22 protein-coding genes and 1 tRNA gene are annotated in these 20,816 nt (G+C 63.2%); 9 read left to right on the top strand and 14 right to left on the bottom strand.

Annotated elements, in window-relative coordinates; translation table 11 throughout:
* Window positions 1-211: 211 nt before the first annotated feature.
* From GL4_RS17410 to GL4_RS04395, 4 genes are all read left to right on the top strand, one after another.
* Window positions 212-361: a hypothetical protein gene (locus GL4_RS17410; RefSeq protein ID WP_156137383.1), complete on the top strand. Its 150-nt coding sequence runs from the start codon at window positions 212-214 to the stop codon at window positions 359-361.
* A 260-nt stretch (window positions 362-621) separates the two neighbouring features.
* Window positions 622-846: a hypothetical protein gene (locus tag GL4_RS04405; protein WP_045364982.1), complete on the top strand. Its 225-nt coding sequence runs from the start codon at window positions 622-624 to the stop codon at window positions 844-846.
* Between the two features lie 220 nt (window positions 847-1,066).
* Complete coding sequence (locus GL4_RS04400; protein ID WP_045364980.1) at window positions 1,067-1,921, top strand: PfkB family carbohydrate kinase; 855 nt, start codon at window positions 1,067-1,069, stop codon at window positions 1,919-1,921.
* Between the two features lie 173 nt (window positions 1,922-2,094).
* Window positions 2,095-2,376 carry a hypothetical protein gene (locus GL4_RS04395; RefSeq protein ID WP_045364977.1) on the top strand — a complete coding sequence of 94 codons (282 nt, stop codon included), beginning with the start codon at window positions 2,095-2,097 and terminating at the stop codon, window positions 2,374-2,376.
* 52 nt (window positions 2,377-2,428) lie between these two features.
* Here GL4_RS04395 and GL4_RS04390 read toward each other — a convergent pair whose 3' ends face one another.
* The 12 genes from GL4_RS04390 to GL4_RS17405 form a co-directional block, all read right to left on the bottom strand.
* Window positions 2,429-3,238 carry a Crp/Fnr family transcriptional regulator gene (locus tag GL4_RS04390; protein ID WP_052464111.1) on the bottom strand — a complete coding sequence of 270 codons (810 nt, stop codon included), beginning with the start codon at window positions 3,236-3,238 and terminating at the stop codon, window positions 2,429-2,431.
* A gap of 313 nt (window positions 3,239-3,551) precedes the next feature.
* Window positions 3,552-4,673 (bottom strand): ABC transporter permease, encoded by a 1,122-nt coding sequence (locus GL4_RS04385; RefSeq protein WP_045364974.1) that lies wholly within the window; start codon window positions 4,671-4,673, stop codon window positions 3,552-3,554.
* A gap of 2 nt (window positions 4,674-4,675) precedes the next feature.
* The gene (gene rbbA / locus GL4_RS04380) at window positions 4,676-7,471 is read right to left on the bottom strand and encodes a ribosome-associated ATPase/putative transporter RbbA (RefSeq protein WP_045364971.1); all 2,796 of its coding nucleotides are present in this window, start codon (window positions 7,469-7,471) and stop codon (window positions 4,676-4,678) included.
* The gene (locus tag GL4_RS04375) at window positions 7,468-8,541 is read right to left on the bottom strand and encodes an HlyD family secretion protein (protein WP_045364968.1); all 1,074 of its coding nucleotides are present in this window, start codon (window positions 8,539-8,541) and stop codon (window positions 7,468-7,470) included. The genes rbbA and GL4_RS04375 overlap by 4 nt, the downstream gene beginning before the upstream one ends.
* A gap of 208 nt (window positions 8,542-8,749) precedes the next feature.
* On the bottom strand, window positions 8,750-12,046 hold the full coding sequence (locus GL4_RS04370) for an autotransporter domain-containing protein (RefSeq protein ID WP_156137382.1): 3,297 nt from the start codon (window positions 12,044-12,046) through the stop codon (window positions 8,750-8,752).
* A gap of 324 nt (window positions 12,047-12,370) precedes the next feature.
* Window positions 12,371-12,850 (bottom strand): hypothetical protein, encoded by a 480-nt coding sequence (locus GL4_RS04365; protein WP_045364962.1) that lies wholly within the window; start codon window positions 12,848-12,850, stop codon window positions 12,371-12,373.
* 98 nt (window positions 12,851-12,948) lie between these two features.
* Complete coding sequence (locus tag GL4_RS04360; protein WP_244462678.1) at window positions 12,949-13,320, bottom strand: arsenate reductase/protein-tyrosine-phosphatase family protein; 372 nt, start codon at window positions 13,318-13,320, stop codon at window positions 12,949-12,951.
* A gap of 85 nt (window positions 13,321-13,405) precedes the next feature.
* Complete coding sequence (locus tag GL4_RS04355) at window positions 13,406-13,909, bottom strand: UPF0262 family protein (protein ID WP_045364959.1); 504 nt, start codon at window positions 13,907-13,909, stop codon at window positions 13,406-13,408.
* A gap of 2 nt (window positions 13,910-13,911) precedes the next feature.
* Window positions 13,912-15,210, bottom strand: a complete 1,299-nt coding sequence (gene hisD / locus GL4_RS04350; protein WP_045364956.1) for a histidinol dehydrogenase — start codon at window positions 15,208-15,210, stop codon at window positions 13,912-13,914.
* Window positions 15,211-15,216: 6 nt separating this feature from the next.
* Entirely contained in the window at window positions 15,217-15,774 is a 558-nt protein-coding gene (locus GL4_RS04345; protein ID WP_082025463.1) for a DUF2948 family protein, read from the bottom strand.
* An 86-nt stretch (window positions 15,775-15,860) separates the two neighbouring features.
* Window positions 15,861-17,150: a UDP-N-acetylglucosamine 1-carboxyvinyltransferase gene (gene murA / locus GL4_RS04340; protein ID WP_045364953.1), complete on the bottom strand. Its 1,290-nt coding sequence runs from the start codon at window positions 17,148-17,150 to the stop codon at window positions 15,861-15,863.
* Between the two features lie 102 nt (window positions 17,151-17,252).
* The gene (locus GL4_RS17405; RefSeq protein ID WP_156137381.1) at window positions 17,253-17,420 is read right to left on the bottom strand and encodes a hypothetical protein; all 168 of its coding nucleotides are present in this window, start codon (window positions 17,418-17,420) and stop codon (window positions 17,253-17,255) included.
* A 250-nt stretch (window positions 17,421-17,670) separates the two neighbouring features.
* Between GL4_RS17405 and GL4_RS04335 the strand changes: the two genes are divergently transcribed.
* Window positions 17,671-17,745: transfer RNA gene (locus tag GL4_RS04335), tRNA-Thr, on the top strand.
* Between the two features lie 127 nt (window positions 17,746-17,872).
* Here the strand turns inward: GL4_RS04335 and GL4_RS04330 are convergent.
* A complete protein-coding gene (locus GL4_RS04330; protein WP_045364950.1) occupies window positions 17,873-18,178 on the bottom strand; it encodes a hypothetical protein in 306 nt (101 codons plus the stop codon).
* Between the two features lie 265 nt (window positions 18,179-18,443).
* Here GL4_RS04330 and GL4_RS04325 point away from each other — a divergent pair, with 265 nt between their 5' ends.
* From GL4_RS04325 to GL4_RS17400, 4 genes are all read left to right on the top strand, one after another.
* Window positions 18,444-18,773: a hypothetical protein gene (locus GL4_RS04325; protein ID WP_045364947.1), complete on the top strand. Its 330-nt coding sequence runs from the start codon at window positions 18,444-18,446 to the stop codon at window positions 18,771-18,773.
* A 61-nt stretch (window positions 18,774-18,834) separates the two neighbouring features.
* Window positions 18,835-19,230 carry an A1S_2505 family phage non-structural protein gene (locus tag GL4_RS04320; RefSeq protein WP_045364944.1) on the top strand — a complete coding sequence of 132 codons (396 nt, stop codon included), beginning with the start codon at window positions 18,835-18,837 and terminating at the stop codon, window positions 19,228-19,230.
* Window positions 19,227-19,457, top strand: a complete 231-nt coding sequence (locus GL4_RS04315; protein WP_156137380.1) for a hypothetical protein — start codon at window positions 19,227-19,229, stop codon at window positions 19,455-19,457. Before GL4_RS04320 ends, GL4_RS04315 begins: the two co-directional genes overlap by 4 nt.
* Window positions 19,458-19,731: 274 nt before the next feature.
* Entirely contained in the window at window positions 19,732-19,950 is a 219-nt protein-coding gene (locus tag GL4_RS17400) for a hypothetical protein (RefSeq protein ID WP_156137379.1), read from the top strand.
* Window positions 19,951-19,993: 43 nt separating this feature from the next.
* On the opposite strand, the gene GL4_RS04310 is transcribed toward GL4_RS17400, so the two are convergent.
* The gene (locus tag GL4_RS04310; protein ID WP_045364939.1) at window positions 19,994-20,791 is read right to left on the bottom strand and encodes a sulfite exporter TauE/SafE family protein; all 798 of its coding nucleotides are present in this window, start codon (window positions 20,789-20,791) and stop codon (window positions 19,994-19,996) included.
* Window positions 20,792-20,816 lie beyond the last annotated feature (25 nt).

Below are 20,816 nucleotides of genomic sequence, written 5' to 3'. Positions count from 1 at the left end.
GGAAAGTCAAGTTACTTTGCCAAGTCATTGGGAAATTGCCGCGTCTGGCGTCGTTCGGGTCGCGATGCGGGCGCTCTCATCGGGTACGGGGCGGAGCTCCGACGTGGGCCGTTTTCGAGACCGCACCTTGGCTCGCGCACCGTGACGTATCGGCACGAGAAAGCCATTTTTCTTTGGCAGGCTTTGTCACTGCTTTGGGGAGACTTGGGTCATGAAGAACAACGCCATTGTCGTCGGACGCACCTGGGCGCTGGCACTCACATATTCCATTCTCTTTACGCTGTTGATTATCTTGGCCGAGGATGCCCACATGCCATCCGAAGCTGTGGCGCATACGCCGCCGGCAACACACAGCCACTAGGCCGCAGCGCTCCCAATAACGAAGGGGCCACAGCCGCAAGGCCGTAACGATACGCGGGCGCAGTGCCGATGGCGCAGGTGTATTGCCTGCGTCCAGCGATACCGGGCCAATGTTGCCTCGCGGGGGCCAGCGTCAAAGCCTACGTTTCGACGGGCTGCGGCGGAGGTAGAAAGTACGATCTGTCGACAAGCCCCTGGCGTGGCTCGTCCAAACGCGCTGAGATTGCGCTGTCTTCCCGAAATTCGACAAGGAGCACGCAAATGACAGATCACGAAAAAGCACAAGTGAAGACTGTCGCCGGCACGCAATCCCGCCACCATGTGACCGGCGAGGACTATCCGTTCGAGTGGGCGAGACGTTTTGAGCACTGGTTGGACGTCGGCCACCGACGTGCCGTTTTTTACGCGCTGCCATTCGTCGTGTTCGTCATCGCGGTCGCCGCCGTTTCGCTCGTCTTGGCAATACTCGATAGGCCACCTGTCTGAACGAGCGCGTCTGTGAAATTAGTGCATCAGAGAACGCTCGCTCTCGCTGCACAATGCGCTTCGTTGACTCACATAGCTCGAGCGGGCATGCGATTGCATAAGTGCCGCCGGTCATCGCACCAAGAACTCCTCCCAGACTGCTTGCGTCCCGAGTGGCGAACGGGTCAAGCTGTCCGCCTCTAACGACAGGCCGACACCCGTTGTACTTAGGAGTTCAGAAATGGCGTCTGTTGTCGTCGTCGGCTCCATCAACCTCGACATCGTGGCGACGGCCTCGCGTCTGCCCACCCCGGGTGCAAAAGTAACAGATGCTTCGCTGACGCGGCATCCAGGGGGCGGCGCGGCCAATCAGGCTTTGGCTGCGCGCAGGCTCGGGGCCGACGTGTCGCTGATGGGGCGCGTGGGCAGCGACCCCGCGGCCGATGCCGCCTTGGCACTGTTGCGGGAGAGTAAGGTCGACCTGTCTGGCGTGGTTGCCGTGCCTGACGAGGCGACCGGCGTCGCACTGATTGCCGTTGCGGAGAGCGGCGAGAACCAAATCGTCGTGGCGCCAGAAGCGAACCTACGCCTTATTTCCGAGAACCTCCAAATTCCGGCCGCCGACGCACTGATCGGTGAACACCTTGCGCCAGGGGATGCCGTGGCGCGCGCCATCGCGACGTTCAATGGGTTCACTTGCGTCGTCCTGGCCACCGCTTCTGAGGTCGACGAGACCGTGCTGCGCGATGCAGACCTGATCGTCGTCAACGAGTCGGAAGCGGCCTGGTATAGCGAAAGTCTGGCGTTGCGCGATGGCTTGGTGGCGAAGACATTCGGCGCTTCAGGCGCCGCGCTCTATCGCGGCAGTGAAGAATTGGCGCGGGCATCCTCGCCGGCTGTGGCGGCTATCGACACGACCGGTGCCGGCGATGCTTTTGCGGCTGCTTTGACCGTCGCCCTCGTCGAGGGACAGTCCTACGCCGCGGCCCTGCGTTTTGCCTGTGCCGCCGGCGCGGCCGCAACAGAGCGGCACGGCGCCCAGCCGTCGTTGCCGACGCGCGATGAAGTCCAGCGCCTCCTGAGGGAGTACGACTAGCGCTTTCAAGTTCGGTCGGCAGAGGCGGTTCCCGGGCGGCGGTTGTGACCGAACTCCGTCATCTAGCATACCGACTCAAGGGACCGTCTGCCTTTGCACCTCCGAGGGAGAGACTACATGCATATCGCTGGCTCGTAAGAGCTCCGTTCAATAACTTGGAGGAAATGCGAAGCATGAAAAAATCTGTCGCGACGCGTGTGTTTGGCACCAGTGCTCTGGCTGTTGGCCTTCTGGCCATCGGCATGACGGCACCAGCTTCGGCGGCTGACGAGAAGTACTTCGTCACCATCGACACGGTCGGAATGTGCTCTGTCATCCTCGATATTCCGGGGACGGAACTGAGCGCCGGCAAGACGGCCATCGCGAATACTGATGGCTACGCCACCATGGACGATGCAAAAGCGGCACTTGCGGAGATCAAGGACGAAAAGTGTGAGGGCGTCGTCGTAGGCTAACGGCGCAATGTTTGCGTGGCGCCCTGGTGACTCTCCCCACGGGCGCCACGCATTAGCTCGCGAGAAGCTCGGCTTCGAGTGCGGCCAACATGGAGGACATGGCGATGACAATCTTTCGCTTCACCTTCGACCGTTCCCATTTGTCTGATTGAGCACGCAAGAACCGGTAACAGTGGCAGGCGACGCGTTCCAGTTTGAGCCTGTCGACGATGTGCACAACGCCCCGATCCTTCGCGCAAACGCCGGCGGACTCGAAATCCTTGACCGCGCATGACACGGTTGGACGGTGCACGCCAAGGCTGCGGGCCAACAAATCCTGGGTAATAGGCAGACGGTCGAGCCCGCTGCGATCTCGCGCGTCAAGCAGCCAGCGCGCCAGGCGAGGGACAAACGCGTGACGCAAACTGCACGCCGCGCTTTGAGAGCTTTGCATCAAGCACAAATGCAGATAGCCCTTCAGGGCTTGGCTTAGGGTCGGCACTTCCGGCGCAACTCGATTGAGATCATCGACGCTTAGCCGCAAGGCACTACCGCCGATCTGAACGAAATAGGTTAGATCGGACGTGTCGCCGCCGAGCATAACTGTGGCTCCGACCGCGCCGTCATGGCCGATCAGCAACACCTCCGCGCCGCTGCGCCCGTCCACCTTGGCGAGCACAGAGACGAGGCCGGATTCAACGAAGAACAGATGCTCGATAGGAAGTCCGGCATGCTGCAACACCCGGCGAGGCGCGAGGGGCACGCGTTCGAGAAGAGGCATCAGAACAGCAAGCTCGTGCACTGGCAGGGACTGCAGCAGCGCATTGCCCGGACGCGGCCCATCCTCACGCAGGGAGGACAAAACCTTGTGTTCGATCAACATCCAACCGTTATCCCTGACCTCGGGCAAAACACAAGCAACTCGTAATGCCCAGGCAACTGCCTGAATTATAGTTTCTTTCCCAAAGTAAGCACGCCCTGGTCCCGTTCAAGACGCAGCATCGACCATCAGAGTAAGATTTTTCCGCTGAAGTCCCCATTAGAGTCATTAGCTCTTCTCGTGCGTTGGCGAGGCCACGTCCGGTTTGTGCGATCGGCCGACGTCTCCGGCCGCGCGATCGAGACCGCCATCGGTCAAGCAGCAACTGGAGGATAAGCCGCCCGTTTGACTGGACGAGTGAGCATCGTGGCGATGCCTAGACCATGGTGCCGAGCTTGGTGCGGAATCGGCGCAACGAGATGCCGAACATGACGAGCCCGATCCCTGCAAGCGCGAGGAACTGGGGCCAAACCACATCGAGGCCGGCACCGCGAAAAAGGATCGCTTGAGCCGCCAGCACGAAATGGGTATTCGGGGTTGCGAGCATCAGCATCTGAATCCCTTCCGGCATGCTTTCGCGCGGCGTGACGCCTCCGGAGAGCATTTGCAGCGGCAAAAGGATGAGGATCAGTAGCAGGCCGAACTGTGGCATCGAACGCGCAAAGGTCGCGAGCAGAATGCCGAGCGACGTGGTGGCGAAGAGTTGTAGGGCTGCGCCCACCAGAAATAGGCTCAGCGAGCCCTGAAGCGGCACGTCGAGCATGCCTTGTACGACGAAGATGAGCGCCACAGCGCAGGCCACCAGCACCACGGCGCCCATCGCCCAGACCTTGCTCGCCATGATCTCAAACGGCGTGACGGGCATGACGAGGAGATGCTCGACAGTACCGTGCTCGCGCTCGCGAATGAGCGCCGCGCCCGTCAGTACGATGGCGAGCATCGTGATGTTGTCGATGATCTCCATGATCGCGCCGAACCAGGACTGGGTCAGCTCCGGATTGAAGCGGGCCCGCAATGTCAGCCCTACGGGCGACTCGTAGGTCTCGCGATAGCGCTCGACGAAAGCGCGCACCTCGTCGCTGACGATCGTGTTAACGTAGTTGCTGCCGGTGAAGGCTTGGCTCATGCGCGTCGCATCGACGTTGAGTTGGACGGTCGCGCCGTGCCCCGCCAGCACATCGCGCTGGAAGTTGGGCGGGATATCGAGCGCAAACGTATCGAGCCCAGCATCGAGCCGTTCATCCATCTCGGCATGGGTAATGAGGGCAGGCGTCTTGAAATAAGGCGGATAGAACGCACTGACGATTCGATTGGACAGCGGCGACCGGTCCTCGTCGACAACGGCGATTTGCGCGCGATGAAGCGTCTCCGGAATGGCCGTGGCAGATGCGTATACGGCGAGCGTAAAGGCATAAACGATCAGGACGAGCATGCCGCGATCGCGCGCGAGACTGCGCAGCTCCTTGATGCCGAGAACCCAGACGTGCCCTACCCGCATGATCAGCGCTCCTGCTTTTTGAGCAGCATGGTTGCCGCGAAGAGCAGCACCGGGCTCGCAACCGCCAGCGCGAGGAACGGCGCGTGCAGGTCAGAGAAACTCAGGGCCTTGGAGAACACGCCGCGTGAGATGGTCAGAAAATGCGAGGTCGGGTAGATCTCGCCGATGACGCGTCCGAGCCCTTCGAGCGATGAAACCGGATCGATCATGCCCGAGAAGCTCACCGCCGGCAGGAGCGTGAGCACCGCGGTCCCGAAGATCGCCGCGATCTGGCTACGCATGAAGGTGGAGATGAGCAGTCCCAAACCGGTCGCCGCTCCGGCGTAGAGCACCCCTGCGCCGACCAGTGTCAGTAAGCTTCCCTTGAGCGGGACGCCGAACACGGTCACGGCCAGGATGACAAGCACGAAGAAGCTCAACATGGCGAGCACGATATACGGGATTTGCTTTCCGATCAGAAACTCGAGCCGCGTGGTCGGCGTCACGTAGAAATTGACGATGGAGCCGAGCTCCTTCTCGCGCACGACACTAAGCGCGGTCAGCATGGACGGGATCAGCATCAGAAGCAGCGGGATGATGCCCGGCACCATAGCCACCACGCTGCGGACGTCCGGATTGTAGCGGAATCGTATTTCGACGTTGGCGAGCCCCGAATGGGCGTCTTCCGCCCCGGCCTGCCGGGCTTTCTCCGCAAGCCACAGGGCGTGCATGCCTTCCACATAGCCACGCGCGGTTTCCCCGCGGGTCGGCATGGCGCCATCCAGCCAAGCCGCCACAGAAACATCGCGCCCCCGCGCGATATCGCGAGCGAAGTTCGGCGGAATCTCGATGGCGAGACTGAGTTCGCCGGAGCGCATCCGCCTGTCTAGGTCCTCGTAGCCGACGATGGGCGGTTTCTCGACGAAGTAGCGTGAGCCCGTAAGGTTGAAGGCGTAGTCCTGGCTGAGGGCGGTCTGGTCGCGATCGAGCACCGCGAAGGTCAGGTCCTCCACATCGAGGTTGATCCCGTATCCCATCACCAGCATGAGAATGGCGCTGCCGATCATCGCCAACGTCAGCCGGATCGGGTCGCGGCGCAGTTCGAGCCCTTCGCGTTTCGTGTAGCTGAGCAGACGGCGTAGATTGATATGGCCGCTCCAGAAGCCGGTCCTCGGCTTTGGCTCGGGCCAGCGCATCGTCTCTGCCAATGCTTTCTCGGCTTCTGCCTCGGCCTTCTCGTCCGCCGGCTCGTTTGCGACAGCCTCTTCCAGATAGTGGATGAAGGCGTCTTCCAGCGTGTCGACGCCGCACGCGCGGACGAGCTCGTCGGGCGCCTCGGTGATCAGCACTTTGCCCGCATGCATCAGCGAGATGCGATCGCAGCGCTGCGCCTCGTTCATGAAGTGCGTGGAGATGAAGATGGTCACACCATCACGGCGCGAGAGGTCAACCAGCATCTGCCAGAAGGCATCGCGTGCGATCGGATCGACGCCCGAGGTCGGTTCGTCTAGGATCAGCATTTCCGGCTTGTGGATCATGGCCACGGCGAGCGACAGGCGCTGTCGATGACCGAGCGGCAGCGCGGCCGGATAGGCATCGATTACGCCGGCAAGTGCAAAGCGCTCCACCATTTCCTGGACGCGGGCGGAAATCTCATCTTCCGGCACTTCGAACAGCCGCGCATGCAGCTCGAGGTTCTGCCGGACGGTGAGCTCGGTGTAGAGCGAGAACGATTGGGACATGTAGCCGACGCGGCGCCGCGTGGCGAGGTCGTGCGGATCCAAGCTATGGCCGAAAAGCCAAGCCTGGCCCTCGCTCGGCGGTAGCAGACCCGTCAGCATCTTCATGGTCGTGGTCTTGCCGCAGCCGTTCGAGCCCAGAAAGCCGAAGATCTCGCTGCGTTGAATCTCGAAGCTCACGTGATCGACGGCGGTGAAGTCGCCGAACCGTTTCGTCAGGTCTTTTGCCTCGATCGCCGTCTCGTGATCGTCGGATGGACGCGGCGGGATGGAGACGGGCTTGTAGGCGCGCCGTTTCTCGTCGGGGAGAAGCTCGATGAACGCCGCTTCCAGTGAGTCCGTGCCGGTGCGGGCGACAAGTTCTTCCGGCGTGCCCGTGGCGAGCACGGTGCCCGCATCCATCGCCACCAGCCAATCGAAGCGCGCCGCTTCTTCCATATAGGCGGTGGCGACCACGACGCTCATGCCCGGGCGGTCGCAGCGAATGTCGTCGATCATGCGCCAGAACTGCCGGCGCGACAGCGGATCGACGCCGGTGGTCGGCTCGTCGAGGATGAGAAGGTCCGGATCGTGCACGAGCGCGCAACACAGGCCGAGCTTCTGCTTCATGCCGCCGGAGAGCTTGCCGGCAGGTCTGTCGACGAAGGGGGCCAGTCCCGTGCTTTTGGTGAGAAGGGCGATGCGCCGTTCCCGCTCGGCGCGAGCGTGGCCAAACAGCGCGGCAAAGAAGTCGATATTCTCGGCGACCGACAAGGTCGGGTAGAGGTTCTTGCCGAGTCCTTGGGGCATGTAGGCAATGCGCGGACAGACGCGCCGCCGATGGCCGGCCTTGGCCATGCTGCCGCCAAGCACCTCTACTTGGCCCTGCTGGATCGCGCGCGCGCCGGCAATCAGCGACAAAAGGCTCGACTTGCCGATGCCGTCAGGTCCGAGAAGACCAACCATCACACCAGCGGGCAGATCGAGGTCGATGCCTGCGAGTGCTTGCGCCTTGCCGTAGCGCAACCGCACGCCTTGCAATCGCGCCACGGGGGCAGCCGCTGTCCCCGGCCCATCGGCGTGAGGGGGCGGCGCGCTCATTCGGGGAGACGCACCTTCAGATCGTCGGGCCAGGGGATATCCGGGTCGAGCTGGACATAGGCGATGCCCGGAAGCCCGGTCTTGACGTCGCGGACATGCTTCTCGAGAAGGGCCGGATCAATGCGCGCCTTGATACGGAACATCAGCTTCAGGCGCTCTTCTTCCGTCTCCACCGTCTTCGGCGTGAACTGCGCCACGTCCGCCACGAAGGACACGTTCGCGGGGATGACATATTGTGGGGCGGCATCGAGGATGACCCGCGCTTCCGCTCCGAGCTTCACCCGGCCCGCGTCGATCGTGGGCAGGAAGAGGGTCATGTAGACGTCCCTGAGATCGATGAGATTGACCACGGTGCCGCCCGCCGCCAGCACCTCGCCCGGCTCGGCGACGCGGTATTGCACGCGGCCATAGCGCGGCGAGCGCAGCGTGCTGTCGTCGATGTCCGCCTTGATACGTTCGATCGTGGCTTGGGTCGCATCCACCGCCGCATGGGCGCTAATGACCTGCGACTGCGCAAGCCCGATCGCCGCCTCCGCCGCGGACACTTGCGCCTTCGCGGCCGCGACCGCCGCTTTGGCGCCTTCGTACGCCGCCCGGCGGTCGTCGAGAACCTGGACCGAGGTCGCCCCTTTCGGGACCAGTTCTTCGGAGCGAGCCAAACGTTTGGCCGCCGCGTCCAACTCGGCTTCGCGCTGGGCCACCAAGGCCTCGGCGGCTGTCTTCTCCGCTTCGCGCTGCGAGACTTGGCTCTCGGCGGTCTTGACCCCTACCTTCGCGCGCCGGAGTTCGGCATCCGCCTCGCGGAGCTGCGCGTCGAGCACCTCCGTATCCATCACCGCGAGCACCTGGCCGGCATCGACAAAGTCGCCTTCGCGAACGTCAATCTTCTCGACCCGGCCGGCGATTTTGGTGGCGACGTCGATTTCCGTCGCCTCGATGCGGCCGTTACCCTCGGCAAAGCCTTCGGGCGGCCCGTCAGAGCGCAAGTTCTGCCACAGCACGTAAGCGGCACCAGCGACCATCGCAACAATGGCCGCCCTTACGAGCCAAGTGTTCGTCGTTTGCGTCATTCTTCCGCCAAGAACTCTCGCCAGGCGGCCGCCGGTAACCCAACGAGCCTCTAATGCACAGTTCGGAATCTAATTCCGAGATCCGGAGCTTTAGCACAGCGAAAGGCCGCTTTCGAAGTCTGGAGCGCCGACTGTCTGCTCTGGGTCAGCCCCCGAACCGAGACCGAGGGCTCGGCAGGTGCCCTGCGTGCCATTGCGGTCGCAAGACCTACCAAGCGACGCGCACGCCGGCTTTGCCGCCGAGGCCTTGCACGTCCTCGCCGAAGGTGTAGTCGACCTTGGCGAACACGGCGGTGGTCTGGGAGAAGTTGAAGAGGTTCACACCGGCCGAGAGTTCTCCCCAGACGTCGTCGAGATCGTCGGAGAAGTTGAAGGTCGTGCCGGACGAGACCAGCGTGGCGGAGTTGTCCTCGGAGAGGTTCCCCCACAGGCTCGCGATCAGGAACGGCTCCATCATGGTGCCTTCCCACGCTTCGGTGGTGGTGCCGACACGACCGCCGATCCTGCCACGGACATTGGCGTCGTCCGAGAAGCTGACTTTATTGCCGCCCACGTTGAAGCCGTCGATATCGGCCCAGGTCACTTCGATGGTGGCGAGCGGCTCGAAGAAGGCCCCGCCGGTGAAGCTGCCGAAGCGGTAGCCGGCATCGGTGCGCAAGCCCACCGTGGTGGCGTTCAGGCTGTCCGGGAAGCCGAGATTGGGCGTGTCGATCTCATACAAGTGGACGTTCAGCAGCGTGTCGACGAACAGACCGCCCTTGAGATAGGTCGCATACGCCCCGACCTGGCCGCCGGAGAAGTCGAAATTGTCGCCGAGGCTGTCGTAGTCGAGCCCGGCGCCCACAAAGCCGCCGAGCACGCCGAAGATCAGCACATCGCCTTGAGAGAGGACATCGTACTGGCCCATGTCCACGCCCATCTGCAGGTCGATCGTGGAGAGCTCGGTGTCGAGATCGTAATTATACGTGTTGCCGTAGGCCCGCGTGGTGGCGTTGCCCTGCCTGTCGAGGCGCGAGCCGCCGCCCTTGATCCACACGCCCGGCGTGAGACCGTTTGATGAAGGTTCAACCAATCCCTTGCTGCCGGCGTCATAGGCCGGGGCGCCGCCCCCATTGAGGACGACACGAAGGTCCGCCGTGCGATCGAACCAGGTGGATGAGGTCTCGTGCCAGATGTCCTGCGCCGCGGTCAGCAGCTTCGGCAGGGCATGAGCGGTTGCGCCCACGAAGCTGCGCAGTTCCCAGAAGCCGCTGCCTGTGGGCACAAAGAACAGGTCGTAGTCGAACAGACCGGTGTCGATGGGACCGTCCGCCAGCACGAAGTTGCCCGCGCTCGGCGTCTTGCCCTCCACGAACACGACCGGGATGCCTTGTGAGTTGAAGATGCCGGGCTGGGTGCTGGTGTTGTTCACCATCACCTTGGTCTGACCCGTCACGTCGCCGTCGACGATGAAATTGTCCGCCGACGAGCCCGGCCCACTGAGGCTCGCATCCACGGCCAAGTAACCGCCGCCTTCGAACTTCAGGTCCGCGCCGCCCGGCGTGTTGGCGATGGTGAACGTGTCGCCTACACCGCCGTCCACCAGCGAGATCGTGCCGCCGGCGTTCTTGAAGGTCTCGAGACCCTCGAAGCCGCTCATCTCACGGCCATTCGGATTGGTCGCCGCCAGCACCGTCGCGCCCGATTGGTTCACGAACAGGTCGTCGCCGCCGCCGAACAGCGACGTCTTCTTGGTCTCGAACACACCGCCCGCCTGGTTGAAGAAGCGGTCGTTCTGTTCCGTCAGATCCACGAGCCCCGTGATGAGGCCCGCGTTGAAAATCGTGGCGCTTCCCTGACCGTTGACGTCAATGGCCACGTGAGAAGCCGCACCGATCTCACCCGTGTTGGTGATCATCGTCTTGTTGGCGTAGTAGCTGTACGCGGCGATACCCGTGTCGGCGGCGGCGCCCTTGGCGTAGAGCGAACCCGAATTGTTGATGCTGATCGGGCTGTTCCGGCCATAGGTGTACGCGGAGATAGCGACCGCGTTCTCTTGCGTCGACGTGGCGTTGACGTCGCCGCTGTTGTTGACGGTTATCGGGCTGTTGTCGCCGTAGGTCCCGGCATAGATGCCCAACGTCCGTTGCTTGGCCTTGGCGGTAATGTCGCCGCGATTTGTAACCGAGACGGGGCTGCCAGCGTCGGTGGAATACGCATCAATGCCATTCGCATAATAGCCGTCGACATGGATCCTGCCGTCGTTGATGACCACAACCGCGCTGTTGTCGTCGAAGGCACCGGCGTCGATGCCTTCAGCACCCCCAAGCGTCGCCTTGATGGTCAAGTTGCCGCTGTTGGTGACGGTGATGGAACTATTCGTGCCATCGGACTCTGCGTCGATGCCGTCCGCAAACGACCGGCTCGTGGCTTTGATGTCGCCGCTATTGGTGACGGTGATGGCGCTGTCGTCGTCATCGGTGATTGCGTCAATGCCATCGGCCTCGAAGCCCCCTACCGTCGACGTCACCGTGATGTCCCCGGTGTTGTCGATTTTAACGGGGCTGTTGTCTCCGTACGTCAGGCCGACGATGCCGTAGGCGCCATTTTTTGCGTCGACGCTAATGGCGGCGTTGTTGGTGATCGTGACGGCACTGTCGTCATCAACCGAAAGGGCATAAATGCCGAAGCCACGACCATAGGACGTCGTCGCCCGAATATTGGCCGTGTTGTCAATCGTGGTCGAACTGTTTGCGCCGTATGCAAAGGTGTTAATGCCGAAGACGGGGTCGGTGCTGTTCCCGGTCACGGAGATCTTGCCGCGGTTGGTGACGTCGATATCGCTATCGTCGTTGTCGGTATTCGCGAGTATCCCTATTTCGGCGCCCGTCAACGCACCGGTGTTGACCACAGAGAGTTCGCTCTGCGCCTGGTAGGTACTCGCGCTGATGGCTGTGCCTTGCTGCAGATCGATGTCGCCGGTGTTGATGAGACTGAGAGGACTGTTGGGGCCCCCACCCGTGCCGGTCGCAGCCTGGATACCGGAATAGAGGCCGGTGATATGGCCGGCGTTGAAGACGTCGAGCGCGCCGAACCGGGTCTTGGCATAAATGCCTGCCCTGTAGGAGTCGATATCGCCGGTGTTGAAAACATCGACGGGACTGTTGAGGCCCTGGCTATAGGCGCGGATGCCGCGGTCGTCGGGCGACGTCAGGTCCCCGCTGTTGTTGAGCGTAATGAATTGACCAGCACCGGTGGTGACGAGGTCGATAACGGGATCGCCGGCGTTGTTGCGGTCATAGACATTCACGCAATTGACGCTGTCTCCAGCAGGGTTGAGCGTGATCGGGCCTGGCGGCGGAAAAGTGCCGGGTGGGCAAGTGACGACCGCATGAGCCGGCGTCGGCGCGGTGACTGTCGCGAGCAGAAGCGTCGAGGCGAGCGCCGTGCCGAGCAGCAGCGAATGGCGCGCTGCGCTTGTTATTCGGGGATGAAGAACCTTGTGGGCGGGTCTAGGGCGATCCACGCGCCCGGCACGTCTGCGCGTTCGCGCAGACGGCCACTGCCGCCTCGCAGTGCATCCGAAATCCACGAAACCCCCTGCCCATCGGCGCACCCTATCGCGCCGATCGTTCTTGTGGATCCAACTGTAATCAAAGGCTGCATGATACAACTAGTGCAGGGGCGCAACACTCGACTAGAGATTGCGGCGCCATGGCTTCGCCCAGGCGGAATCGGCGGACAGCCGTTCTGGAGCCCTAGAATGGCTGAAAGCTGTGGTACTTCAGAAAGATGGCGCAAGACAGCCGCGAGATACGAGGGGGATAGATCGCCGCCAACCGTGTATAGCCTACGGCTTTATTTGTGTGGGGCCGTTCGGCTGGTGAGCGCCATTGGCGTGCGCGCCGTTGATATGCGTTCCAGCGACCCTTGCGGCGCCGTTTTGAGCGGGAGCCGCCGCGCCCTCTTCCCACTGCATCTGGGCCTCGATCGTGGCATGGGCGTCTTGCGCGGAATCCCGCAGCGCGGCGTCGAAGCGTTCGAGATCACCGACGACCCCCTTGGCCATCTCCACATAGGTCTGGTGGACCATCAACAGGCGCCGGCGCAGCTCGTTGTTCAGCGCCCGGTAGGCAGCGGTCTCCTGCTCCTGTGCCGCAAGGCGCGTGCGCAACTCATTACGCTCCGATACCAATTTCTGAACGGCGGCAGCGCCTGCAAGAGCGGCGGTTTCGACGGCCTGGTCCGTGGACAGTTCTAGGCGTTGCGGCTGGCCCTGATGCGGGCTTGAGTGCGGGCTCGCGCCGTTTGTTCGCGGAATTTCATTCATCGTCCGGTCCAATCGTTACTAGGGGACGAAGGAAAAACGGCTCCGCGCTCAAGGCGTTCCCGGATCGGCGAAAGAATCTCCTCTCCCGGCAACCAGGCCTAGACGCCCCCGGCCCCTTGCACCGGAAATTCGGCCTTGATCTTGCTGAACAAGCGGTCGCGAACCGCGCGATACGCATCGAGAATCACGTCGCGGGGCCCCGTGGCGAGCGTGGGGTCCGGCGTTGGCCAATACACCACGTCGATGGCATAGCCTTGCGCGAGTTCGAGCGCCTTGTGCTGAGCCTCGGGCGCCAGGGTGACGATGCGGTCGAAGCCGAGATCATGGAGATCGTCGATGGCCTGCGGCACGTGATCCGAAATGTCGATGCCGATCTCGTCCATGACCGCGATCGCAAACGGGTCGGGCTCACCTGCCCGGACGCCTGCGGATTCCACATAAATCCGCCGTCCCGCCAGATGGCGCAACATGGCCGCGGCCATCGGCGAGCGAATAGCGTTGCTGGCACACGCGAAGAGAACGGCGCCGGGCAGATCCCCGCCAGCGCTCAACGGATCAGCCCTTCCAGTGAAGCGCGCAAAGAAGCGTGAACAGTCGCCTTGCGGTGGCGATGTCCACCGTGACCTTGCCCTTCAGGCGCTCCAGCAAGAGCTGGCTCCCCTCGTCGTGCAGCCCGCGGCGCCCCATATCGATCGCCTCGATCTTGGAGGCGGGTTGGGTCTTGATGGCGGCGTAGTAGCTGTCGCAGATCAGGAAATAGTCCTTCACGATGCGGCGGAACGGCGACAGCGACAGCATGATCTGCTGCAGCGCGTTGCCGTCTTCATCGGAGATGGCGAATACAAGCCGGTTGTCGGCCAGCGACAGATGCAGCGTGTAGGGCCCATCCAACCCGTCGCCCTCCAGAAGAAAATTGTTCTTCTCCAGGAGATCGAAGATGGCGACCTCGCGCTCATGCTCGACTTCGACGCTGTCGCGGCCCAGCGAGGCCTCGTCCAACGTGACGGCAAGCAAACGGGCGGTATCCGGAAAAGGGCTGTCGTCGTCCGTCTCGGTCATGATCAATCCGGCAGATTCAGTCTGATGCCGACGGAGCGGCGGTGGGCATCGAGCCCTTCGGCCCGCGCAAGCGTCATGGCCGCAGGCCCAAGCGTCTTGAGGCTCTCGGCGTCGAGCTTGAGAAGCGAGGTGCGCTTCATGAAATCGAGCACGCCGAGTCCCGATGCGAACCGGGCGCTGCGCGCGGTCGGTAGGACGTGATTGGTGCCCGCCACGTAGTCACCGATAACCTCCGGCGTGTAGCGGCCGACGAAGATGGCGCCCGCGTGCCGGACTTTTTCCGTGAGCGCGTCCGCGTTCGCGGTGGCGATTTCCAGATGCTCCGGGGCAAGCCGGTCGGACAGCGCTGGGGCCTCGTCGAGGCTTTCGACAAGGATCACCGCGCCGAAATCCTCCCAGCTTGCCCGTGCGGTCTGCGCACGCGGGAGCGTCTTCAACTGTGTCTCCACGGCCGCCACGACCTCGTCGGCGAAGTTGGCGTCATCGGTGATGAGAATGGATTGCGCTGCAGTGTCGTGCTCGGCCTGCGCCAACAGATCGCTGGCGATCCAAGCCGGATCGTTCTCGTTGTCAGCAATGACCACCACTTCGGACGGCCCGGCGACCATATCGATGCCGACCTGGCCGAAGACCTGCCTCTTGGCCGCGGCGACATAGGCGTTGCCGGGGCCGACGATGATCGACACGGGACGGATCGTTTCGGTGCCGAAGGCGAGCGCGGCAATCGCTTGCGCGCCGCCGACGCGGTAGATCTCGTCGACGCCTGCGAGCGCGGCGGCCACAAGCACCAGAGGATTGAGCTCGCCGCGCGGCGATGGGACCACCATGACCAGGCGCTCTACGCCCGCGACCTTGGCGGGCACGGCATTCATCAGGACCGAGCTCGGATAGCTGGCGGTGCCGCCCGGCACGTAAAGACCGGCCGATGAGACCGGCGACCAGCGCTGACCGAGTTCCACGCCCGTGGCGTCGGTATAGGTCTCGCTCGACGGGAGCTGCCGGCTGTGGTGAGCGAGGATGCGCTCATGAGCGAGTTTCAGCGCGTCGACCGTCTCCTCGTCGCAGGCGGCGAGTGCGGCCGCAATATCGGCTTCCGACACGGCAATACCGGCTTCGCGAAGATCGAGCTGATCGAATCTCTGTGTGAAATCGATGAGAGCCTCGTCGCCGCGGGCGCGGACATCGGTGATGATCTTGGCGACGGCGTCGTTCACGTCCGCCGAGGACTCGCGTTTCATGCCGAGCAACGCCTCGAAGCGGGCCGCGAAGCCGTCCTCACGGGTATCCAGCATCTGAACCATACGACCTCAAACGCCCGCGGCTTTGGAGCGTTTCGACTCTGTCTCGGCTGACATCGTAGCGTCGCCTTGGGCATCGACTTGCGGGTCGACCTGAGGGTCGACTTCGGTGCCGCCTTGGGCTTCGCCTTCGCTTGGGTGTTTCGGCTTGTTGCGGGTCCGCCAGGCAGGCCCCAGGTCGCGCATCTCCGCCTCGATGCACTCGACGTCGAGTTGCACCGTCACATCGCCCGCGAAATACAGCACGACCCTGCCGCCGGGCGCCTCGCCCTCCTCGAAGCCAATAGCGAGCAGAGACAGGACCCGGTCCTTGTTCTGCGGGGCGAGAGCCTTGTGGCGGGCGCCGAGCACCCGGTCGAAGCGCAGCGCCGTGCGCAGCCGGCGAAAACGCTCTCCATCGGCGTCTACGGCGGCGCTCTGCCAGTCGAACCGGTTCAGGACAGCCGCGAACCGCTTCTGCGACGGCAAATAGGCCATATCACCGACCCGCACGACCGCGTCCTGAAGTTGCGAGGACACGACTTGCAAGTCTTCCTCGTCGAGAGCGAGCAGCTTAAGCGTCGTCATAAGAAGAAATCACCGGTAAGAGCATAACTGACTTGGACCTACCATGCTTTCGGTCTGCTTCGGAAGACATTCCGAAAATCAGGCGCCTAGCCGGCGATGCGGTCGATCTGAGCGCCGCAGTTGCGCAATTTCTCTTCGAGCCGGTCGAATCCGCGGTCCAAATGGTACACGCGGCCGATTGTGGTCTCGCCTTGCGCGGCGAGCCCCGCGATGATGAGCGAGACAGACGCGCGCAGATCCGTCGCCATGACGGGCGCGCCGCGGAGCCCGTTGACCCCGTGCACCAGCGCCGTATCGCCGCGAAGATCTATGCGGGCCCCGAGCCGGGCCAGTTCCTGCACATGCATGAACCGGTTCTCGAATATGGTCTCTCGCACCTCCGAAACGCCCTTTGCCGTGCACATCAGCGCCATGAGCTGGGCCTGGAGGTCGGTCGGGAAACCCGGGAACGGCTGCGTTTCCACGGACACGGCCTCGAGTCCGTGACCGTTGCGGCACACGCGGAGGCCGCCGGTCTCTTCGTAAACCTCGACGCCCGTCGAGCGCAGCGCCTCGAGCGCTTCCTGGAGAAGCTCAGCGCGAGCGCCTTCCAAAAAGATGTCGCCGCCCGTGATCGCCGCGGCCATGGCGTAGGTGCCGGTCTCGATGCGATCCGGCAGCACGCGATGCTCGGCCCCGTGCAGCGAGGACACGCCTTGGACCTGCAACGTTGAGGTGCCGATGCCCTCGATCTTTGCGCCCATGGCGACCAGGCAGGCAGCGAGATCGCCAACCTCGGGCTCCCGGGCGGCGTTCACGATTTCGGTGTCGCCCTCGGCCAGCACCGCCGCCATCAGGGCATTGTGGGTCGCGCCCACCGAAACCTTGGCCAGGTGGATCCGGTTGCCCTTAAGGCCCTTCGGCGCCTTGGCGATGACGTAGCCGGCGTCGAGCTCGATGTCGGCGCCGAGCGCCTCGAGCGCCACAAGATGAAGGTCGACGGGGCGCGTGCCGATGGCGCAGCCGCCGGGCAGAGACACCTTGGCCTCGCCGCACCGCGCCAGCAGCGGCGCCAGCACCCAGAAGCTGGCGCGCATGCGCGCGACCATCTCGTAGGGCGCCGTGGTGTCGACGATCTCGGCCGCGGTCAGCTTGTAGGTCTGTCCATCGTTCGTGTCTTGCCCGGCTCGTTTGCCAGCGATGGTCACGTCCACACCGTGATTGCCGAGGATGCGCGCGAGCAACGCCACGTCCGCGAGGCGCGGCATGCCGTGGAGCGTCAACGTCTCATCGGTGAGAAGGCTCGCAATCATCAGCGGCAACGCCGCGTTCTTGGCACCGCTGATCCGAATGGTGCCCTTGAGCCGTTCGCCGCCCACAATGCGGATACGATCCATAACGCGCTACTCCCTCTGAAGCGCCTTGAGTCTTACGCGCCCCGTTTCCCCTGATTGGCCGCGATCGGCGATGCGGCAAGCGGCCAGTCTACCCTTTCCGCGTCATCCCTGTCCCCCATCATCGGGGGCCTTCGAGCCCGTGCGCTTGGCGCGGGCGTTCTCTTTGCGTTTCAACAAGTTGGCCCGCAGCGCCTGGGCCAGGCGCTCCTGCTTTGCATCCTTTGCCTGTATAGGCGCTGATTTCGGCGCGCGCTTGTCTTCTCCGGCCATTCCGCCACCCCTGTCAGGCTTTCTGGGCCCGGGCCTTTTACCCTATTGTCTCGAAGGCGGTAAGAGGATCCGGAATCCTTGCGTCACAAGGCCCGCTATGGCAGTTTGCGCGCCGCACCGGGAGGGGGCACCCCCAACGATTCCCTAAAAAGGGATTCTCAGGTCAGCCCGCCCGTCGCGGACCCACCGACCACCAACGGAGCCTCGCGATCGCACGACAGATCGCGCCGCGCCGTCAGGTCAATGGAACGCCGCCGTAGCTCAGTGGTAGAGCGCGTCATTGGTAATGACGAGGTCGACAGTTCGATCCTGTCCGGCGGCACCAGGTTTCCAAAAACTTCGCGGCGGCCCCAGCAGCCTCGTGCTCGGCGAACGCGTGTCCGCGTGCGACGGCAGTCAGGCCTCAGGTCCTGCTCGTGTGCCCAGATCGGGCGGGGTGGGACTCGCGCCCGCTACCAGCCGCGGATGGCCTCACGGCGCAACTGACGCCGAGCATAGCCCCGTGCATACGGGTAACGCGGGTAGGCGTAGCCGTAACGGGGATAGGCATAGCTGTAGCCAGCATAGGCACGGCCGTAACCCCGTCCACGGGCATAGCCGCCGCAATAGGTGACGCAGGAACAACAGCACGTGGTCGCGTATCCATAGCCGACATAGCGGCCGCAGGCGGAAGCCTGGGACGGCGAGAACATCACCAGCGCAAACGCAAAGATCGAAGCGCAAACAGCCGAAAAGCAAAGTGCGGATTTCCGGGTCATATCTCTCTCCCTTGGACAGCAGCAAATACAGCATGCGGATAAAATCCCAAGCTAGGCCAAAGCGCTGTTATCCTTAACTCTCGCCCGGCTTGTTTGAAGGCTCCGCGGGGGATGCCGGCACCCGGCACCGCGCACTGACCGGACCCTTGCTGGGGCGTCAGGTGCCCAGTACTCCGCGCAGCGATCAACACAAACGCAAAGGGCAGATCACCCCGTGGCAATGTGCTAGGCTTTGCGACGGCTAGGACAGGGAGGAAACCGGGCCATGAAAACAATCACAGCACTTGCGATCTTTTGCTTTGTCGCGCTTGCCGCGACGGTCACTTTCCACGCGCCCGTGGATGCACGGCCGCACGTTGCGAGGAGCGTCGGCAACGGGCTCAACGCTGCAACGCGGGGTGTCTACCGAGGCGCGCGCGGGGTGGGCCGCGGCGTGTATCAGGGCGCCCGCTGGGGCACACGCGCACTGTGGGTCGGCGCCGGTGTCGGCGCGGGCCACGCCGCTTTGACGCGGAACTGCGAGTATTACCGCAAGCGGTATCAGGAAACGCGCGCGGCCAAGTGGCGCAATAAATACAACGCCTGCATTCGCTAGTATCGGGCGCGCCTCGCCCGGCGGGGCGCGCCGCTCAAAATCGGGAGGCCAAACGATGCACATGGACCGTCCAGTCTTTGTGTTCGGTTCCGATATTGCCGGACACCATACTGACGGCGACGCCCTGGTCGCGCTGCGCACCCGTGGCGCGGTCTACGGTCGGGGTTGCGGGCCGCAAGGAAACGCCTATGCGATTCCCACACGGAGCGGTACGGGCAGGCCACGGCCGCGCCAAGACATCGCCGCGAGCGTGAACGACTTTCTCCGCTTCACGCGGATGCGCCCCTGGGCCTTGTTCGACGTCGCACCCATCGGCTGCCGCCTGGCGGGCTACAGCCCGGAAGACATCGCGCCGATGTTTGCAACAGCGCCGCACAACGTGTCGCTGCCGACTGCTTTCGAGCACGTCCTGGCGCGGAAGACGCGCGACAAAACGCACGGAGGAGAAGCCACATGAGAATGCTAGTCCGCCTACCGACGATCATCGCAATCGTTCTGTGCGGTGCGGTGGGTCTCGCGAGCGGCCCCGTCGTCGCGAAGAAATATTCGGATGAAAAAGCGAGCGTTCAAAAGAAGCAAAAGAAGAAGAGCACCGCCGCCAAGGATTGCAAGAAAGCGCCCGTGCCGCCCTTCATGCGCAATCCGCGCTTCATGAACCGCGGATTCCTCAAGAACAGGTGCTAACCCCGGCGGCGAGGACAAAAGCCGCCACGGCCAAGTAGGCCAAAAAAAACGCCGGTGCGGCCGAGATTAAATCTTCGCAATATCGGCGTCTCTCCAGTGGTCCGGAAAGACCACCGCCGCGGCTAACACTCTGATAAGTCCTACTTAACCATAGAGGCGGGATCCACGTCTCCAGCCCCGCCGTGCGTGCGATCCTGGGCCGTTCCTATTGAAAGTTCCGTGGCAATCCCAATGTCTAGAGGCACGGGGGACGTGAATCGCGGAGGTAGCGACAATGGTAAGCGATAAGTCCCAATACCGAGGCTACGAAATCCGGCTTCGTCAGGAATGGTCGAATTGGTGTGCGAACATCATCCCTACACGGGACGATCTTCCTATGCTGGCCATGTCCCCCTTGCGGACGCTTTCGTCCACGCCCGAGGAGGCACTCGCGGCAGCCAAGCAAAATGTTGACGAGTATCTCGGCGTTGAACCCGAGAAACGGGTTGCCTAAGGCACGATTTCTACGATCGCCGGGCTCGGGCGCTCCTCACATCTTACTTGGTGAGGAGCGCGTACGCGGCGTAGCACAAAGTTATCGCGAGCAGCGGCCGGAGCAGCCACTCCGGTGCGACACCCGCAAGGCGCGTGCCGAGCAAGATGCCCGGGATCGACCCGACCAGTAGCGCCGCCAAAATCCCGAAATCCACATGGCCCAGTCCAAGGTGCCCTGCCCCCGCGACGAGCGTCAGCGGCACGGCATGGGCGATGTCCGACCCGACGATGCGTTTGGCCGGAAGAGCCGGGAACAGCAGCGCCAGCACGACCACACCGATGGCGCCGGCACCGACAGAGGTGAGCGTAACGAGAAACCCAAGGGCGGCGCCGAACAGTACCGTAAGCACAGCACGCTTGGGCGGACCGTCCGTCTCGGTCCCGTTCACGTGCGCCTTCATCATGATGGGATAGAGCACGATCGCCAGCGCACTGACGGGGAGCGCAAAGGCTAGGCCGAAGCGAATCCACCCGGCCATCGCTTCGGTGTCCAACGGCACATAGGCGATGATGGCCAACAGAACGATCGAAGCCGGCAGCGATCCCATCGCCAGCCGCAGCACGATCGGCCAGTCGACATTCTCCTGCACATGATGCCGCCAGCCGCCGACCGTTTTGGTCACCGACGCGTAGAGAAGGTCCGTACCGACCGCGACGGAAGGCGGAACGCCGAAACTCGAAATAAGCAGCGGCGTCATCAGTGCGCCGCCGCCAACGCCTGTCAGTCCCACCAAGAAGCCGACGCCGAATCCGGCACCAGCGAGGGGCAGCAGGGCGACGACCCCGCTGAGATCAATCATCTATGAGGGCCTCCCCCGACTTATC

It is taken from the genome of Methyloceanibacter caenitepidi, assembly GCF_000828475.1.
GTDB classification, from domain to species: Bacteria; Pseudomonadota; Alphaproteobacteria; order Rhizobiales; family Methyloligellaceae; genus Methyloceanibacter; species Methyloceanibacter caenitepidi.
Note: the sequence above shows the minus strand (reverse complement) of the source record. Positions and strands in the feature narration are given on the sequence as shown.

Coding starts and splice junctions, on each gene's coding strand:
- GL4_RS04395 (WP_045364977.1), top strand. CDS start 2,095: ATGAAAAAATCTGTCGCGACGCGTGTGTTTGGCACCAGTGCTCTGGCT.
- hisD (WP_045364956.1), bottom strand. CDS start 15,210: ATGGTTCAGATGCTGGATACCCGTGAGGACGGCTTCGCGGCCCGCTTC.
- GL4_RS04320 (WP_045364944.1), top strand. CDS start 18,835: ATGGACCGTCCAGTCTTTGTGTTCGGTTCCGATATTGCCGGACACCAT.
- GL4_RS04365 (WP_045364962.1), bottom strand. CDS start 12,850: ATGAATGAAATTCCGCGAACAAACGGCGCGAGCCCGCACTCAAGCCCG.
- GL4_RS04405 (WP_045364982.1), top strand. CDS start 622: ATGACAGATCACGAAAAAGCACAAGTGAAGACTGTCGCCGGCACGCAA.
- GL4_RS04310 (WP_045364939.1), bottom strand. CDS start 20,791: ATGATTGATCTCAGCGGGGTCGTCGCCCTGCTGCCCCTCGCTGGTGCC.
- GL4_RS04385 (WP_045364974.1), bottom strand. CDS start 4,673: ATGCGGGTAGGGCACGTCTGGGTTCTCGGCATCAAGGAGCTGCGCAGT.
- GL4_RS17405 (WP_156137381.1), bottom strand. CDS start 17,420: ATGGCCGGAGAAGACAAGCGCGCGCCGAAATCAGCGCCTATACAGGCA.
- GL4_RS17400 (WP_156137379.1), top strand. CDS start 19,732: ATGGTAAGCGATAAGTCCCAATACCGAGGCTACGAAATCCGGCTTCGT.
- GL4_RS04330 (WP_045364950.1), bottom strand. CDS start 18,178: ATGACCCGGAAATCCGCACTTTGCTTTTCGGCTGTTTGCGCTTCGATC.
- GL4_RS04355 (WP_045364959.1), bottom strand. CDS start 13,909: ATGACCGAGACGGACGACGACAGCCCTTTTCCGGATACCGCCCGTTTG.
- rbbA (WP_045364971.1), bottom strand. CDS start 7,471: ATGAGCGCGCCGCCCCCTCACGCCGATGGGCCGGGGACAGCGGCTGCC.
- GL4_RS04390 (WP_052464111.1), bottom strand. CDS start 3,238: ATGTTGATCGAACACAAGGTTTTGTCCTCCCTGCGTGAGGATGGGCCG.
- GL4_RS04360 (WP_244462678.1), bottom strand. CDS start 13,320: ATGTTGCGCCATCTGGCGGGACGGCGGATTTATGTGGAATCCGCAGGC.
- GL4_RS04315 (WP_156137380.1), top strand. CDS start 19,227: ATGAGAATGCTAGTCCGCCTACCGACGATCATCGCAATCGTTCTGTGC.
- GL4_RS04375 (WP_045364968.1), bottom strand. CDS start 8,541: ATGACGCAAACGACGAACACTTGGCTCGTAAGGGCGGCCATTGTTGCG.
- murA (WP_045364953.1), bottom strand. CDS start 17,150: ATGGATCGTATCCGCATTGTGGGCGGCGAACGGCTCAAGGGCACCATT.
- GL4_RS04400 (WP_045364980.1), top strand. CDS start 1,067: ATGGCGTCTGTTGTCGTCGTCGGCTCCATCAACCTCGACATCGTGGCG.
- GL4_RS17410 (WP_156137383.1), top strand. CDS start 212: ATGAAGAACAACGCCATTGTCGTCGGACGCACCTGGGCGCTGGCACTC.
- GL4_RS04345 (WP_082025463.1), bottom strand. CDS start 15,774: ATGACGACGCTTAAGCTGCTCGCTCTCGACGAGGAAGACTTGCAAGTC.
- GL4_RS04325 (WP_045364947.1), top strand. CDS start 18,444: ATGAAAACAATCACAGCACTTGCGATCTTTTGCTTTGTCGCGCTTGCC.